Raw genomic sequence first — 15,722 nt, 5'->3', positions numbered from 1 at the left:
AATCCGGATTTCAGGGTGCGCGTTCTGTACGTGCGCCGACCCGCTGCCACTATTTTCACTGCTTCCGCCAAGAAGCAATGTTTTTTTGGCAGCGCTACCAATCCACTGTTGGCAGCGCTGCCAAAATAGACTAATAAAATGGCAGCGCTGCCAACGGCGGCACGGCACTTCCTCTAAGAGCGGAGCACCTCTCATGTCATCATTTGCTGAAAACCCGGGCCCTGTCGTCGCGGCCGTCATCGGCCTTGGTTCAATGGGGCTCGGAATGGCCCGGTCGATGAAGCGCGCAGGGCTCGATGTCGTTGGATATGACATCACGCCGGCGGCGGTGGACCGCTTCATCGCCGACGGCGGACGGGGTGCTGCGACCCCGGCCGGCGCGGCAAAGGATGCCGACATCGTCGTCTCCGTCGTCGTCAACGGCGCGCAGACCGAGGCCGTGCTGTTCGGCCCTGAAGGCGTTGCGAGCACGATGAAATCAGGCGCCGTGTTCATCTCGTCGGCAACCATGGACCCCGCTGTCGCGCGCGCTCTGGCACAGCGGGTGGAGGCTCTCGGCCTGCATTATCTCGACGCACCGATTTCGGGCGGCGCAGCCAAGGCCGCGCTTGGCGAACTGACGATCATGGCATCCGGCTCCAGCCAGGCCTTCGACAGGGCGCGCCCGGGCCTCGACGCCATGGCCGGCAAGGTCTACGAACTTGGCGACGGGGCCGGAACGGGCGCTGCCTTCAAGATGATCAACCAGCTTCTCGCCGGCGTGCACATCGCCGCCGCCTGCGAGGCCATCACCTTTGCCGCCAAGCAGGGCCTCGACCTCGACAAGGTCTATGAGGTGATCACCGCGTCGGCCGGCAATTCGTGGATGTTCGAAAACCGCGTGCCGCATGTGCTGGCCGGCGACTATACGCCGCTCAGCAGCATCGAGATTTTCGTCAAGGATCTCGGTATCGTCCAGGACATGGCCCGATCCGAGCGTTATCCGGCCCCGCTCGCGGCAGCAGCCCTGCAGATGTATCTGGCTGCCGCCGGCGCCGGCATGGGCCGGGACGACGACTCCTCGCTCGCGCGGCTCTACGCCAAACTTTCCGGCGCTGAATTGCCCGGTTCCAACGAAAAGCCGCAGAGCCTCTAAAAAGGAACGCTAGACATGCCGGTTTTCGCCGCCAACCTGACGATGATGTTCAACGAATGGGCATTCCTCGACCGTTTCGACGCCGCAGCCGATGCCGGCTTTACCGCCGTCGAATATCTCTTTCCCTATGAAGCCCCGCCGGAGGCAATCGCCGAGCGGCTTGCCCGCAACAATCTGCAGCAGGCCTTGTTCAATCTGCCGCCGGGCGACTGGGCGGCAGGCGAGCGGGGCATTGCCGCGCTTCCCGGACGGTTCGATGCGCTGAAAGCCGATGTCGAGAAGGCCCTCGACTATGCGGCAGCGACAGGGGTCGGACGGCTGCACCTGATGGCGGGCATCGCCGACCGTCACGACGAAGACGCCTCCGCCCGTTACCGGCGCTCCGTCACCTATACGGCCGAGCGGCTTGCGGAAAAGGGCATCGATCTCCTGCTCGAGCCGATCAACGGACGAAACATGCCGGGATATTTCCTCAACGACTTCAACGCCGCCAAGCGGCTGATTGCCGAATGCGGCCTGCCGAACCTGAAGCTTCAGTTCGACATCTATCACCGGCAGATCATCCATGGCGACGTCGTCATGGCGCTGCGGCGCCTGCTGCCGATCACCGGCCATATTCAGATCGCCAGCGTGCCGTCACGCAACGAGCCTGATGGGGAGGAGCTGAATTATCCCTATCTGTTCGGCGAAATCGACCGCCTGGGTTACGACGGCTTCATCGGCTGCGAATATATACCGCGCAGCCACACGCTGGACGGTCTTGGCTGGTTCAAACCTTTTGCACGGAGCTAGACGATGGCCATTTCACTTGGATCAATCGCTGACGACTATACGGGCGCGTCCGACCTCGCCAACACGCTGACGAAGAACGGCCTGCGCACGGTGCAGACGGTCGGCATCCCCGACCCGTCGCTCGCACTGCCCGACGTGGATGCCGTTGTCATCTCCCTGAAAATCCGGTCGGTCCCGGCCCCGGAGGCCGTCATGGCCGCCACCGAAGCCGAGCGATGGCTGCGCCAGCGGGGCGCGGGCCACGTGCTGTACAAGATCTGCTCGACCTTCGATTCCACCGATGCCGGCAATATCGGCCCGGTCACGGAGGCATTGAGCGATGCAGCGGGCGGCGGCTCAGTGCTGGTGACACCGGCCTTTCCGGAAACCGGACGCACCGTCTATCTCGGTCACCTCTTCGTCGGCGGACAGCCGCTGAACGAAAGCCCGCTCAAGGACCACCCCCTCAATCCCATGCATGACGCCAATCTCGCGCGGGTTCTTGCGCGACAATCGCGCGGCACTGTCGGGCTGATCGACCTCAATGCCATTGCGGCCGGACCGGGCGCCGTCAAAGCCAGGCTCGACGCCCTGCGAACGGAAGGCGTCAGCCTGGCTATCGCCGATGCGATTTTCGAGAGGGATCTTGAAACGCTCGGCGAGATCGCCCTCGAAACGCCGGTCTCCACCGGTGCGTCCGGCCTCGGCCTCGGCCTTGCGCGCGCGCTCGTCCGCTCGGGCCGGATATCGTCCGGCGGTGCGACTACGGCGGACGCCATGCGCCCCGTGGGCGGGCTTTCAGCGATCGTGGCCGGCAGTTGCTCCAAGGCGACGCTGCGCCAGCTCGAGATGGCCGAACGGTCGATGCCCGTCCTGCGGCTCGACCCGGAACGGCTGCTTGCCGGTCCGGATGAGATCGCCGCGGCGATTTCCTGGGCCGGAGACCGCATCGCCGCCGGCCCCGTCGTCGTCGCCGCGAGCGCCGCACCGGAAACCGTGTCCCGGCTGCAAAGCCTTTACGGGCGGGAAGCCTCCGGCCACGCGATCGAGACCGCGACGTCGATTATTTCAGCCGAACTGGTGGAGAGAGGCGTGCGGCGCCTCGTGGTCGCAGGCGGCGAAACCTCAGGTGCTGCGGTCGACAGGCTCGCCATTCCGGCATTTCTGATCGGACCGGAGATTGCGCCCGGCGTGCCGGTGCTGCGCACGGTCGGCAATGCCCAAGGCGACATGCTGCTGGCGTTGAAATCAGGAAACTTCGGAGGCGAGGATTTCTTTGCGGCAGCGCTGGCAATGATGAACTGACATGTCTCCAGCTGGGCAGAAGTGCCGGCGGAAACGGAACCCGCCGCCACCGCCGATTACCCTGTCATGACGGCGCTTGAACGCGCCGGCTTTTGACCTCGTCATCCCTCGCGTTCGGCAATGGCGTCTTTTCCATGCGCTGCCGCGTGCCGCCCCGAAACGACCGACATGATCGCAAAGCGCTCGAGGTTGCCACGAACAAAGCATGAACAACGCAGACCGGCGCGTGGACCGTGCAAGCCTTAGAATATCGCGAAACGGTCAGATTCGGTATTTTGTGCCGCCATATGCCGCCTTTCAGGAGAATCCGGCGCAGTGCAGGTGACAAACTACGATCAGTGAAAGGCGCGGATCCCGGCAGATACGGGCCTTCGAGACAAGAGCGGGACAAAGATCCCGCCTATGGGAACAGAATATTCTTCTTCGAGAACCGTGCTCCCGCCAGAGCCGAACACTGGGGAATTCACGTGAGCAAGAGCCTTCCGGAATTCAAATACATGACATTCGACGTCGTCGGCACGCTCATCGACTTCGAGGCCGGCCTCAAGGGCTGCTTTGCCGAGATCGCCGCCGAGGCGGGGGTCACGGTCGACGGCGAGCAGGCGCTCAGCCTCTACCGCGCGGCCCGCTACTCCGGGGATGCCGGCCTCTTTCCCGACGACCTCGTGCGCGTCTACCTGGCGATCGCACCGGAACTCGGCCTGCCCGCCGATCAAAAATATGGGCAACGGCTGCGGGATTCGGCAAAGAACTGGAAGGGTTTTTCAGACAGCGCCGCAGCGCTGGCCGAACTTGCGAAGAATTACCGCCTCGTTGCAATGACCAATGCCCGCCGCTGGGCATTCGATTTGTTCGAGAGGGAGCTCGGTAATCCCTTCCATGCTGCCTTCACTGCCGACGATACGGGCACGGAAAAACCCGATCCCGCATTCTTCGAGACGGTTTTCGCCTACGTTGCCTCGCAAGGGCATTCGAAGGACGACATCCTGCATGTCGCCCAGAGCCAATACCACGATATCGGGATTTCCAGGCAACTTGGACTGACCAATTGCTGGGTCGAGCGGCGCCATGCCCAGAAGGGCTACGGCGGCACGATCGAGCCGGCCGAATTCACCAAACCCGATTACCACTTCACCTCCATGGCAGGCTTGGCCGATGCCGTGGCTGCCGCGCGCGCCTGATTTTAAAACCGGATCGGGCCTGCCCGGAACGGGCAGCCCGCCACAGAAGAAAAGGGGAATGAGATGAACGACAAGATCACCAATTGGACCACGTCCGACGACGCCATGATCGAAACCGCCATCCGTCGTGGCGCTACCCGCCGAGAGTTGCTGCATATGATGCTCGCAGGCGGCGTTGCCATGTCGGCCGGCGGGCTCGTGCTCGGCCGCGCCGGCAAGGCGCTTGCCGCAACGCCCGTTTCCGGCGGCGCGCTCAAGGCGGCCGGCTGGTCGTCCTCCACGGCCGATACGCTCGACCCCGCCAAGGCGTCGCTCTCCACCGATTATGTCCGGTGCTGCTCCTTCTATAACCGCCTCACCTTCCTCGACAAATCAGGCACGCCGCAGATGGAGCTTGCCGAAGCGATCGGGTCCAAGGATGCGAAGACCTGGACGGTCAAGCTGAAGAAGGGCGTCACCTTCCACGACGGCAAGCCGCTGACCGCCGACGACGTGGTCTTCTCGCTGAAGCGCCATCTCGACCCGTCCGTCGGCTCGAAGGTCGCCAAGATCGCCGCTCAGATGACCGGCTTCAAGGCCGTCGACAAACAGACCGTCGAGATCACGCTTGCCGATCCCAATGCCGACCTGCCGACCATCCTGTCGATGCACCACTTCATGATCGTCTCCGACGGCACCACCGATTTCACCAAGGCCAACGGCACCGGCGCTTTCGTCAAGGAAGTGTTCGAGCCGGGCGTGCGCTCGGTCGGGATCAAGAACAAGAACTATTGGAAATCCGGCCCGAACGTCGATTCCTTCGAATATTTCGCAATCAGCGACGACAATGCCCGCGTCAATGCGCTGCTGTCGGGCGACATCCATCTTGCAGCCTCGATCAATCCGCGCTCGATGCGCCTCGTCGAGGCCCAGGGGGACGGCTTCTTCCTGTCGAAGACCACCTCGGGCAACTACACCAACCTCAACATGCGCCTGGACATGGATCCCGGCAGCAAGCGCGACTTCGTCGAGGGCATGAAGTACCTCGTCAACCGCGAGCAGATCGTCAAGTCTGTCCTGCGCGGCCTCGGTGAAATCGGCAACGACCAGCCGGTTTCTCCCGCCAACTTCTACCGCAATGCCGACTTGAAGCCGCGGGCCTTCGATCCCGACAAGGCGAAATTCCATTTCGACAAGGCCGGTGTCCTCGGCCAATCCATTCCGGTGATCGCCTCCGAGGCGGCGAACTCCTCCATCGACATGGCGATGATCATCCAGGCTTCGGGCGCCGAGATCGGCCTGAAGCTCGATGTCCAACGCGTCCCCTCCGACGGCTATTGGGACAATTACTGGCTCAAGGCGCCGATCCACTTCGGCAATATCAATCCCCGCCCGACGCCGGACATCTTGTTCTCGCTGCTCTACTCCTCTCAGGCTCCCTGGAACGAGAGCCAGTACAAGTCGGAGAAGTTCGACAAGATGTTGATCGAAGCGCGAGGCTCGCTCGACCAGGAGAAGCGCAGGGCGATCTATGACGAGATGCAGGCGATGATTGCCAACGAAGCCGGCACCATCATCCCGGCCTACCTCTCCAACGTCGATGCCACCGCCGCCAAGCTCAAGGGCCTGGAGCCCAATCCGCTGGGTGGCCAGATGGGATACGCCTTCGCGGAATACGTCTGGCTCGAAGCCTGATAATAATGAAGGGAGCCGGGGCTGCAGCAAGCCCCGGTTCTTCCGGAATTGAACTCGAACGCCAAAAGGGAGCCGCGCGTGAACAAGCAGGTCTTATCCCTTGTGCTGAGCAGATTGCTCATCGCCCTGATCACCCTGGTGATCGTCTCCTTCGCCGTCTTCTTTGCGACAACGCTCCTGCCGGGAGACACGGCGACGATCCTGCTTGGTCAGGCGGCCACACCGGAAGCCGTCGAAGGTCTTCGCAAGGCCATGCATCTCGACGAGCCGGCGCTCTTTCGTTTCCTGCGCTGGTCCATCGGACTGCTGCAGGGCGACCTCGGCACGTCTTATGCCAACGAAATGCCGATCGCCGATCTTATCGCCGGCCGTTTCGTCAATACGCTGAAGCTCGCCGGCGTCACCGCGCTCTTCTCCGTGCCGATTGCGCTGACGCTCGGGATCACCGCAGCTATGCTGCGCGGCACGCTTTACGACCGGATCGTCACCGTGATCACCATAGGCGTCATCTCCGTGCCGGAGTTCATGGTCGCGACCTCCGCCGCGCTGCTCTTCGCCGTCTATCTGAAATGGCTGCCGGCGCTCTCCCTGGCCAATGAGGTCCATAGTCTGAGCGACATCCTGCGCGTCTACGCCATGCCGGTGATCACGCTGACCTTTGTCGTCTCGGCCCAGATGATCCGCATGACACGCGCCGCTGTCATCGAAACGCTCAACACGCCCTATGTCGAAATGGCTTTGCTCAAGGGGGCCTCACGGCCGCGCATCGTCTTTCGCCACGCGCTTCCCAATGCGCTGGGACCGATCGTCAATGCCGTTGCGCTTTCACTGTCCTACCTGCTTGGAGGCGTCATCATCGTCGAGACCATTTTCAACTATCCCGGCATCGCCAAGCTGATGCTGGATGCCGTGGCCACCCGCGACCTGCCGCTGATCCAGAGCTGCGCGATGATCTTTTGCCTCGGCTACCTGCTGCTGATCACCATCGCCGATATTATCGCCATTCTTTCCAATCCGAGGCTCCGATGACCATGACCCGTTCCGTAACCGCTTCGGGCCGGCCGTCCGGAACCCGGTTTGGCTATCGCTTCAACGTCGTCGGGGCGATCGGCCTTGTCGTCATCCTCTCCTGGGCGCTGATCGCGATCGTCGCGCCGTTGATCATCCCCTACCCTGTCGGCGAGATCGTCGATGTCGACTATTTCGGCCCGATGAGCCGGGAACTCTGGCTCGGCTCGGATTATCTCGGCCGCGACATGCTCTCGCGGATTTTGATGGGCGCGCGCTATACGGTCGGCATCTCGCTGGCGGCGGTGACGATCGCCTGCTTCAGCGGCGTCGTGCTCGGTATGATCGCAGCCGTCGCCGGCGGCTGGCTGGACACGATCCTCAGCCGCTTCCTCGACGCTCTCAACTCCATCCCGAGCAAGCTGTTCGGCCTGGTGGTCGTCGCCGCCGTCGGCTCTTCTGTCCCGATTTTGGTGTTGACGCTGTCGGTGATCTACATCCCCGGCGCCTACCGCTTCGCCCGGGCGCTCGCGGTCAATATCAATGCGATGGATTTCATTACGGTCGCGCGAATTCGCGGTGAAAACACCCTCTATCTCATTCGCTCGGAAATCCTTCCCAATATCGTCGGCCCGGTGCTTGCCGACCTCGGAATCCGCTTTGTCTTCATCGTTCTGCTCCTTTCCGGGCTTTCCTTCCTCGGCCTTGGCGTCCAGCCGCCCTATGCCGATTGGGGCGCACTCGTGCGCGAGAATATCGGCGGTCTGCCATTCGGCGCGCCGGCGGTGATGTTTCCCTCGCTTGCCATCGCCAGCCTCACGATCAGCGTCAATCTGCTGATAGACAACCTGCCGCAGAAAGTCCGCGACAGGAGCGCGTCATGAGCAGTTTCGTTGAAATCCGCGACCTGAAGGTCGAGGCCACCACCGATTCCGGCCGGCGCGTCGAGATCATCAAGGGCGTCAGCCTCGACGTTGCCGAAGGCGAGATCGTCGCGCTGATCGGCGAGAGCGGCTCGGGCAAAACCACCATCGCCCTGACCCTCATGGGCCATACCCGTGCGGGCTGCCGCATCTCCGGCGGCAGCGTTTCCGTCGGCGGCAAGAACATGGTTGCGCTCAGTGAGAAACAGCGCGCCAAAGTGCGCGGCACCGAAGTCGCCTATGTCCCGCAATCGGCCGCCGCCGCCTTCAACCCGGCCACGTCGATCATGGATCAGGTGATCGAAGTCACCCGGATTCATCAGCTGATGTCGCCGGAGGAGGCACGAGCCCGGGCAGTCGAGCTCTTCCGAGCACTGTCCCTGCCGAACCCCGAAACGATCGGCAGCCGCTATCCGCACCAGGTTTCCGGCGGCCAGCTGCAGCGCTTGGCCGCGGCCATGGCGCTGATCGGCGACCCCACCCTCGTCATCTTCGACGAGCCGACGACGGCGCTCGACGTGACGACCCAGATCGAAGTGCTGCGGGCGTTCAAGTCGGTCATGAAGAAGGGTGGCATAGCAGGTGTCTATGTCTCGCACGATATCGCCGTCGTCGCGCAGATCGCCGACCGCATCGTCGTATTGAAAGGCGGGGAGGTTCAGGAAACCGGCACCACCAAGGAGATCCTCAATAACGCCAAGCACCCCTATACCAGAGAGTTGCTCGCAGCCTTCGAGCCGAAATCGCGCGGCATGGAAGGGGCAGTCGCGCGCGCCACGGCGCCGCTTCTGAAGATCGAAGATCTCGTTGCGGGCTACGGGCAGCGCCAGGCCGACGGCCTTCCCCTCGTGCGCGCGGTCGAGCATGTGAGCCTGACGGTGGAGAAAGGCCGCAATCTCGGCATCATCGGAGAGTCCGGTTGCGGCAAGTCAACGCTCGCCCGTACCATCGCCGGTATCCTGCCGGCCGCGGTCGGCAAGATCGTTTTCGACGGCACGGAACTCAACCGCAGCGCTCGCGAGCGCTCGCGCGACCAGTTGCGCGAGATGCAGATCGTCTTCCAATATGCCGATACCGCTCTCAACCCGGCAAAATCGGTCGAGGACATCCTCGCCAGGCCCCTGGTCTTTTACCACCGCATGGATCGGCAGGCCCAGAACGCCCGCATAGATCAACTGCTCGACATGGTGCGCCTGCCGCGCAACCTGCGCCATCGCCGGCCGGGAGAGCTCTCGGGCGGGCAGAAGCAGCGCGTCAACTTCGCCAGGGCGCTGGCTGCCGATCCGAAGCTGATCCTCTGCGACGAGATTACCTCGGCGCTCGACACGGTGGTGGCCGCCGCGGTCATCGACCTGCTCAAGGAATTGCAACGCGAACTTGGCCTTTCCTACATTTTCATCAGCCACGATCTCTCGGTCGTGGAGGCGATCTGCGACGAGATCGTCGTGATGTATGGTGGCCGGAAGGTCGAGGAAATCACCCCCTCGACGGTGAAGACGCCGACGCATCCCTATTCGCAACTGCTCTTCTCATCGGTGCCGACGCTTGATCCGGCCTGGCTTGACGGGCTGCAGCAGGATCCTGAACTGGTGCGGGCCTATTGCCGGCAATGAGGCTCGGCGTGGCGATCACTTTCCGGCAACGTTGCGCGTTCGCAATCCGGCCATTCTTGTGCATTCGTAAAGGATCCTTAAGCCGATCCGAATGGGTCTCACTGCACACGGTCTCCGCTTGCGATCGCTTATGACGCTGGAACACAGGCGGAAGCACAAATGGCTGCCTCGCTCCAAGCAAGACGGAATCTTCTGCCGCCGCCAGCTGATCTGCGGTAAAGGCGTGGCGCCAAATCCGCTAGACTACTTCCTGGAACCGGAGACCTTGCCATGCCCGCACCGCTCGATCGCGTCGACACCACGCCGGAGCTGCCGACTGCCGCCGATGCGGTGGTGATCGGCGGCGGCATAGTCGGTGTTTTCGCGGCCTATTATCTGGCCCGGCGCGGACTGAAGGTCGCCCTCGTCGAGAAGGGCTTTGTCGGCGCGGAGCAGTCGAGCCGCAACTGGGGCTGGTGCCGCCAGCAGAACCGCGATGCCCGTGAACTGCCGATGTCGACGAAGAGCCTCGATCTGTGGGAGCGCTTCGCCGCCGAGACCGGGGAGGATACGGGCTTTCGTCGCTGCGGCCTTTTCTATCTCAGCAATAGCGACGAGGAACTGTCCGGCTGGGCACGCTGGCGCGATTTCGCCCGCTCGGTCGGCGTCACGACGCATATGTTGAGCAGCGTAGAGGCAACCGAACGCGGGCGCGTCACCGGCGCCATGTGGAAAGGCGGGGTGTTTTCGCCGACCGACGGCACCGCCGATCCGGCACGGGCAGCACCTGCCGTCGCACGTGCGATCCTGAAGCTCGGGGGCACGGTGCATCAGTCCTGTGCGGCCCGCGGCATCGACGTCGAAGGCGGCAGGCTCTCGGGCGTCGTCACCGAGCATGGCACGATCCGGACAAAAATCGCGATCCTTGCCGGCGGCGCCTGGGCGTCCTCCTTCTGCCGCCAGCTCGGCGTTCGATTTCCGCAGGCATCGACCCGTTCGTCGATCCTTGCCGTTTCACCGGGCGCAAGCGGCCTGCCGGACGCGCTGCATACATCGGCCGTGTCGGTGACGCGGCGCGGCGACGGTGGCTACACGCTGGCGATCAGCGGCCGCGGCCGTGTCGATCCGACCCCGCAGCAGTTCCGCTTCGCCGCGCAATTCCTGCCGATGTTCGCCCGGCGCTGGCGTAGTCTTGCACCTGGTGGGCTGGAGGGGTTTCGTTCCGGTCACGAGTCTCTGGCGCACTGGCGGCTCGACAGCCCGACGCCGATGGAGCGCATGCGCATCCTCGACCCCGCGGTCGACGAGGCTACCGTTGCGCTGACGTATGCGCGAGCGCTCGAGCTTCTGCCGGCCCTGAAGAAAACCGCCATCAGCGCGGCTTGGGCGGGCTATATCGACAGCACGCCGGACGGTGTGCCGGGCATCGGCGAGATCGCCACCCTTCCGGGTTTCATCCTGGCTGCCGGCTTCAGCGGCCACGGCTTCGGCATCGGGCCGGGCGCCGGCCATCTGATCGCCGATATCGTCACAGGCGATGAGCCGATCGTCGATCCCAGGCCCTATCATCCCGACCGCTTCGGGACATCCGCCTGGGGCAAAGTGGCCGACTTTTAAATAAAGAGCGCCGCATCGACCTGCTTCACATCGCATATGGCAATTTATTGCGTGTCTCCGTCCGGCGCTTTCTTAGAGTGGCGATCGATTGACAGGGAAAGCCATGACACCGTTGCAACTGAAGCTGAAGCCGGAACGCCGCACGCTTGCCATTACCTGGGAAGGCGGCGACATCTCTCTCCTTCCCGCCTCTGAGCTCCGCCGGCGCAGCCGAGCCGCCCAGGCGGTGCGCGCCTCCCTCGACGGGCGCGAGGCGAGCTTCGACAATGTCACAGTGACCGGCATCGAGCCGATCGGCTCCTATGCCGTCAGGCTGGTTTTCTCGGATGGGCATGATCGGGGGATCTACCCCTGGCAATATTTGCGCGAAATCGCCGATTCATTGGCTTGAGGAATGATGCATGGATAATTTTGTAGAAGGCCTGTCCGAGGTCGAATGCGACGTGCTGGTGATCGGCGGCGGCACGGCCGGGCCGATGGCGGCGCTCAAGGCGAAGCAGCGTAATCCCGAGCTGAACGTGATCCTGCTGGAAAAGGCCAACGTCAAGCGCTCGGGCGCGATCTCCATGGGCATGGACGGGCTGAACAATGCCGTCGTGCCGGGTTACGCGACGCCGGAACAGTACACCAAGGAAATCACCATCGCCAATGACGGTATCGTCGATCAGGCGCCGGTCTATAAATATGCCTCGCGATGCTACGAGATCATCGAGGAGCTGGATCGCTTCGGTATCCGCTTCCAGAAAAATGCCAATGGCGATTTCGACCTCAAGAAGGTGCACCACCTCGGGACCTATGTCCTGCCGATGCCGAATGGAGACACCGTCAAGAAGGCGCTTTATCGGCAGTTGCGCCGCGAGCGCATTCTGATCTCCAACCGCTACATGGCGACGCGGCTCCTGACGGCGAAGGACGGCAGGATTGCCGGGGCGATCGCCGTCAACACACGCTCGGCGGAGTTTCTCGTCCTGCGCGCCAAGACCGTGATCCTCTGCATGGGCGCGGCGGGGCGGCTGGGATTACCCCATTCGGGATATCTCTACGGCACCTATGAGAACCCGACCAATTCCGGCGACGGCTATGCCATGGCCTATCATGCCGGTGCCGCGCTTGCGAACCTCGAATGCTACCAGATCAACCCGTTGATCAAGGATTATAACGGACCCGCCTGCGCCTATGTCGCAGGCCCGTTCGGCGCCTATACCGCCAACAGCGAAGGCAACCGTTTCATCGAAAGCGACTACTGGTCGGGCCAGATGATGCAGGAATTCTACAACGAACTGCAATCCGGCAAGGGGCCTGTCTTCCTGAAACTCAACCATCTGCACCACGATACGGTCGGCGAGATCGAGCAGATCCTGCACAAGGTCGAACGGCCCTCACGCGGCCGTTTCCATGAGGCGCGCGGCACCGATTATCGCGAGAAGATGATCGAGATGCACATCTCCGAAATCGGCTTCTGTTCCGGCCACAGCGCCTCAGGGGTGTTCGTCGATGAGTTCGCGCGCACCACGGTCGAAGGTCTCTATGCGGCGGGCGACATGGCGAACGTGCCGCACAATTACATGCTCGGCGCCTTTACCAACGGCGCCGTTGCCGGAGAGCATGCGGCCGACCTGGCCGCGGAAACCGAGCTTCCCGACTACGACCCTGAATTTGTCGCACGAGAGCGCGACCGCGTGCTGGCGCCGACGCGGCGCGACGACGGCATTCCGCCCAACCAGCTGGAATACAAGGCGCGCCGCCTGGTCAACGACTATCTGCAGCCGCCGAAGGTGACGGCCAAGATGCGGATCGGCCAGCAGCGGCTCGGCGAAGTCCGCGACGACCTCGAAACCGCGCTCGTCGCCCGCGACGCCCATGAACTGATGCGGGCGCTCGAAGTCTCCTCCATCATCGACTGCGCCGAAATGGCCGCCCACGCCTCGCTTTTCCGCACTGAAAGCCGCTGGGGCCTCTACCACAATCGCGTCGATTACCCTGACAAGGATGACGACAACTGGTTCTGCCACACGCTTCTCAAGAAAATCGACGGCCGTATGGTGTCGGAGAAGCGCAAGGTAGAGCCCTATGTCGTTCCGATCGAGACCGAAGAACGGACGGCCTACGACCGTCTGCGTGTTCAAAAGCAAGCCTGACAGGAAAACCCATGCCTCTCGCACTCTCCCCGAGCACAGTCCCCGTGATTGTCGATGACGCCAAATGCATCGCCGACAAGGGCTGCACGGTCTGCGTCGACGTCTGCCCGCTCGATGTCCTGCGCATCAGCGATCTCACAGGCAAGGCCTATATGAAGTTCGATGAATGCTGGTACTGCATGCCCTGCGAAACCGATTGCCCGACCGGGGCCGTCACCGTCAACATCCCTTATCTGTTGCGTTGATATGAGCGCTTTTGAACCTTTCGAAGCCTTTGGCGATATCGAGGCCATCGCGGAACGCCTGTCGGATGCGGATGCCGCCGTTCGCCGCCTCGCGGTCATCGAGCTTGCGGAAACCGCAAGTCCCGAGGCGCTGCCGCACCTGATCGAGGCGGCTGGCGATGCCAGCGAAAATGTCCGCCTCCAGGCGGCGATCGCGCTCGCCGAATTCGACGGCGCCGGTGCCGCCGGCGGCCTGGCGCGGCTGGTCGTCGACGACGATCCATCGGTCGCGCAGGCTGCGGCCGACGGGCTGGCGGAGCTGAAAAAACAGGAGGCCGGCGGCAGCTTGCTGCCGCTGCTGGATCACGCCAGCGCCTTCGTGCGCGCCGCGGCATTTCGCGGATTGAAGGGGCTGCGGCTGCAGGATGCACTCGGCCCCGCCCTCATTGCGCTGCGCGACGCGGACGCATCGGTGCGGGTGCAGGCGCTCGGCACCATCGCCTATCTCAAGCTCGACTCGACGCTTCCCTCCCTGATTGCGGCAACGCGCGACGAGAATAACGAGGTGCGCGCCGCAGCGGTCAATGCCCTGACGTTCACGGCGCAGCCGGCTGCGGCCGAAGCTGTGGCTGCGGCGCTCGGTGATGCGAACTGGCAGGTCCGGGCGGCGGCGGCGGAATCGCTCGGCCGCATCGGCCACGCCTCTGCGGTCGAAGCGCTCGGCAAAGCGCTGTCCGACGACTATTGGCAGGTGCAGCAAAAATCGCTCAATGCCCTCGGCAAACTGAAGGCGGAGACCGCCCTGCTCCGGATCGCCCTTCTGCTCGAAAGCGGCATGCCCACCTTGCGCAAGGAAGCGGCAGCCGCCCTTGGCGAGATCGGCAGTCCCCGGGCCAGCGAAGCGCTGGCCGCGCATATCGACGATCCCGATCCCGATGTGCGCAAGACCGTGCGCTGGGCGCTGACCCGCCTGGGTTAGGAAAAACGGCTGTCGGCGGCGCTTAAGCGCCGCCCTTCGACACCATCGCCATCAGCAGATGCGGCCGCTCGATGCGGATGTGCCGCGGCGTGACCGTCAGCAATCCTTCTTTCTGAAAACGCTTCATCATCATCGTCACCCATTGCCGGGTGGAGCCGACCATGGCTGCGATCTGGTCGTGGGTCACCTTCGCATTGATGATGACGGCGTGCCCATCGCGCACGCCGTGCAGCTTGCCGAGGTTCGTCAGAAACTGCGCCAGCCGCTCGATGACCGAGCGGGTGCCGAGCATCTGGGCCATGGCCGAATAGCTTTTGCCCTTCGACGCCAGGCCCTGGATAAGACAGAGCGCGAAATTGGGCAGTTCGACGATCAGCTTGCGCAGGACGGGACCGGGCAGAAACAGAATCTGGCAATCATCCATAGCCTCGCCCGACCAGATATGCGTGCCGCCGCCGGTCATCTCCGGCCCGCCGATGAAATTGCCAGGCGTCCAGTAGGCCAGCGTGATCTCGCGGCCGGAAGGAGCCGAATAGAAAACGCGCACCGAGCCGCGCTCGATGATGAAGACGCCGCCATGCCGGTCACCCTGCGTGAAGATCGCTTCACCGGCGGAGAAGCTGAGCTGGCGCCCGTGACTGCGTAAAACGGCCCATTCCTCCGGCTTGAGCGGATCGAGGAAATGCGCGCCCTCGTCCAGCCCGTCGACGGTCTCGCTCAGAAACAACGACTGGGCGCCCGGCAGGATGGCCTGTGGGGGCAGCTCGGGACTTATTTCGCGCAATCCGCGTTTCGGTTCCGGCCTTGCGATTTCAAAATCCAAGCTCATCGATAGCCCTCTCTGGTGTCGAATGAGTGGTTCAATAAATATAAAATCTATGGACTATAAAGAAATATATTTGCGTATTCGCTGACGAAAGTGGTCGTTTATCGCCGGAAATCCTAGCAACCTACCCAGGCGAATGGCAACTAAGCAATTGTAATAATTTATATAAATTCGCCGATATCTGTCGGGATCGATCCCCTCCGGACGTCTGGCGCCGACCTGACGCAATAGTCATGCAAATTAATTGCTTCCGCCGTCATGGGTCCTCGCCACATAAATTTGCGCGACGGCGGCAGGTGAAACAGCAGCTGCGGTCGGCAAGAATTCGGAGATTTCCCGCCGCGAGGCG

14 protein-coding genes are annotated in these 15,722 nt (G+C 62.9%); 13 read left to right on the top strand and 1 reads right to left on the bottom strand.

The window, feature by feature from the left end; genetic code table 11:
* Positions 1-193: 193 nt before the first annotated feature.
* From ltnD to GGD57_RS05360, 13 genes are all read left to right on the top strand, one after another.
* Positions 194-1,135, top strand: coding sequence for an L-threonate dehydrogenase (ltnD, locus tag GGD57_RS05420; protein ID WP_184467611.1), 942 nt, complete (start codon positions 194-196; stop codon positions 1,133-1,135).
* A gap of 15 nt (positions 1,136-1,150) precedes the next feature.
* Positions 1,151-1,927, top strand: coding sequence for a 2-oxo-tetronate isomerase (gene otnI / locus GGD57_RS05415; RefSeq protein ID WP_184467609.1), 777 nt, complete (start codon positions 1,151-1,153; stop codon positions 1,925-1,927).
* A 3-nt stretch (positions 1,928-1,930) separates the two neighbouring features.
* Complete coding sequence (gene otnK, locus GGD57_RS05410) at positions 1,931-3,211, top strand: 3-oxo-tetronate kinase (protein WP_184467607.1); 1,281 nt, start codon at positions 1,931-1,933, stop codon at positions 3,209-3,211.
* A gap of 467 nt (positions 3,212-3,678) precedes the next feature.
* Positions 3,679-4,392 (top strand): HAD-IA family hydrolase, encoded by a 714-nt coding sequence (locus GGD57_RS05405; protein ID WP_184467605.1) that lies wholly within the window; start codon positions 3,679-3,681, stop codon positions 4,390-4,392.
* Positions 4,393-4,455: 63 nt separating this feature from the next.
* Positions 4,456-6,066 carry an ABC transporter substrate-binding protein gene (locus GGD57_RS05400; protein ID WP_184467603.1) on the top strand — a complete coding sequence of 537 codons (1,611 nt, stop codon included), beginning with the start codon at positions 4,456-4,458 and terminating at the stop codon, positions 6,064-6,066.
* 78 nt (positions 6,067-6,144) lie between these two features.
* Positions 6,145-7,095 (top strand): ABC transporter permease, encoded by a 951-nt coding sequence (locus GGD57_RS05395; RefSeq protein ID WP_085740471.1) that lies wholly within the window; start codon positions 6,145-6,147, stop codon positions 7,093-7,095.
* A complete protein-coding gene (locus tag GGD57_RS05390; protein ID WP_184467602.1) occupies positions 7,092-7,958 on the top strand; it encodes an ABC transporter permease in 867 nt (288 codons plus the stop codon). Before GGD57_RS05395 ends, GGD57_RS05390 begins: the two co-directional genes overlap by 4 nt.
* On the top strand, positions 7,955-9,610 hold the full coding sequence (locus tag GGD57_RS05385) for an ABC transporter ATP-binding protein (RefSeq protein ID WP_184467600.1): 1,656 nt from the start codon (positions 7,955-7,957) through the stop codon (positions 9,608-9,610). The genes GGD57_RS05390 and GGD57_RS05385 overlap by 4 nt, the downstream gene beginning before the upstream one ends.
* A gap of 270 nt (positions 9,611-9,880) precedes the next feature.
* On the top strand, positions 9,881-11,206 hold the full coding sequence (locus GGD57_RS05380) for an NAD(P)/FAD-dependent oxidoreductase (protein WP_184467598.1): 1,326 nt from the start codon (positions 9,881-9,883) through the stop codon (positions 11,204-11,206).
* Positions 11,207-11,309: 103 nt separating this feature from the next.
* Positions 11,310-11,597: a DUF971 domain-containing protein gene (locus GGD57_RS05375; protein ID WP_184467596.1), complete on the top strand. Its 288-nt coding sequence runs from the start codon at positions 11,310-11,312 to the stop codon at positions 11,595-11,597.
* Between the two features lie 10 nt (positions 11,598-11,607).
* The gene (locus GGD57_RS05370) at positions 11,608-13,344 is read left to right on the top strand and encodes a fumarate reductase/succinate dehydrogenase flavoprotein subunit (RefSeq protein ID WP_184467594.1); all 1,737 of its coding nucleotides are present in this window, start codon (positions 11,608-11,610) and stop codon (positions 13,342-13,344) included.
* A gap of 11 nt (positions 13,345-13,355) precedes the next feature.
* Complete coding sequence (locus GGD57_RS05365; protein ID WP_097618744.1) at positions 13,356-13,589, top strand: 4Fe-4S dicluster domain-containing protein; 234 nt, start codon at positions 13,356-13,358, stop codon at positions 13,587-13,589.
* Position 13,590: 1 nt separating this feature from the next.
* Entirely contained in the window at positions 13,591-14,547 is a 957-nt protein-coding gene (locus tag GGD57_RS05360) for a HEAT repeat domain-containing protein (protein ID WP_184467592.1), read from the top strand.
* Positions 14,548-14,569: 22 nt separating this feature from the next.
* On the opposite strand, the gene GGD57_RS05355 is transcribed toward GGD57_RS05360, so the two are convergent.
* Positions 14,570-15,376 carry a Crp/Fnr family transcriptional regulator gene (locus GGD57_RS05355; protein ID WP_184467590.1) on the bottom strand — a complete coding sequence of 269 codons (807 nt, stop codon included), beginning with the start codon at positions 15,374-15,376 and terminating at the stop codon, positions 14,570-14,572.
* Positions 15,377-15,722: the final 346 nt, after the last annotated feature.

It is taken from the genome of Rhizobium esperanzae, assembly GCF_014197615.1.
Classification (GTDB): Bacteria; Pseudomonadota; Alphaproteobacteria; order Rhizobiales; family Rhizobiaceae; genus Rhizobium; species Rhizobium esperanzae_A.
The sequence above is the reverse complement of the archived record's forward strand: the minus strand, read 5'-3'. Positions and strand labels throughout refer to the sequence as shown.

What these genes read in the sequence shown, in the direction of transcription:
- GGD57_RS05390 (WP_184467602.1), top strand. Translation starts at nt 7,092, where the DNA reads ATGACCATGACCCGTTCCGTAACCGCTTCGGGCCGGCCGTCCGGAACC.
- GGD57_RS05380 (WP_184467598.1), top strand. Translation starts at nt 9,881, where the DNA reads ATGCCCGCACCGCTCGATCGCGTCGACACCACGCCGGAGCTGCCGACT.
- otnI (WP_184467609.1), top strand. Translation starts at nt 1,151, where the DNA reads ATGCCGGTTTTCGCCGCCAACCTGACGATGATGTTCAACGAATGGGCA.
- GGD57_RS05365 (WP_097618744.1), top strand. Translation starts at nt 13,356, where the DNA reads ATGCCTCTCGCACTCTCCCCGAGCACAGTCCCCGTGATTGTCGATGAC.
- GGD57_RS05400 (WP_184467603.1), top strand. Translation starts at nt 4,456, where the DNA reads ATGAACGACAAGATCACCAATTGGACCACGTCCGACGACGCCATGATC.
- otnK (WP_184467607.1), top strand. Translation starts at nt 1,931, where the DNA reads ATGGCCATTTCACTTGGATCAATCGCTGACGACTATACGGGCGCGTCC.
- GGD57_RS05360 (WP_184467592.1), top strand. Translation starts at nt 13,591, where the DNA reads ATGAGCGCTTTTGAACCTTTCGAAGCCTTTGGCGATATCGAGGCCATC.
- GGD57_RS05375 (WP_184467596.1), top strand. Translation starts at nt 11,310, where the DNA reads ATGACACCGTTGCAACTGAAGCTGAAGCCGGAACGCCGCACGCTTGCC.
- ltnD (WP_184467611.1), top strand. Translation starts at nt 194, where the DNA reads ATGTCATCATTTGCTGAAAACCCGGGCCCTGTCGTCGCGGCCGTCATC.
- GGD57_RS05355 (WP_184467590.1), bottom strand. Translation starts at nt 15,376, where the DNA reads ATGAGCTTGGATTTTGAAATCGCAAGGCCGGAACCGAAACGCGGATTG.
- GGD57_RS05370 (WP_184467594.1), top strand. Translation starts at nt 11,608, where the DNA reads ATGGATAATTTTGTAGAAGGCCTGTCCGAGGTCGAATGCGACGTGCTG.
- GGD57_RS05385 (WP_184467600.1), top strand. Translation starts at nt 7,955, where the DNA reads ATGAGCAGTTTCGTTGAAATCCGCGACCTGAAGGTCGAGGCCACCACC.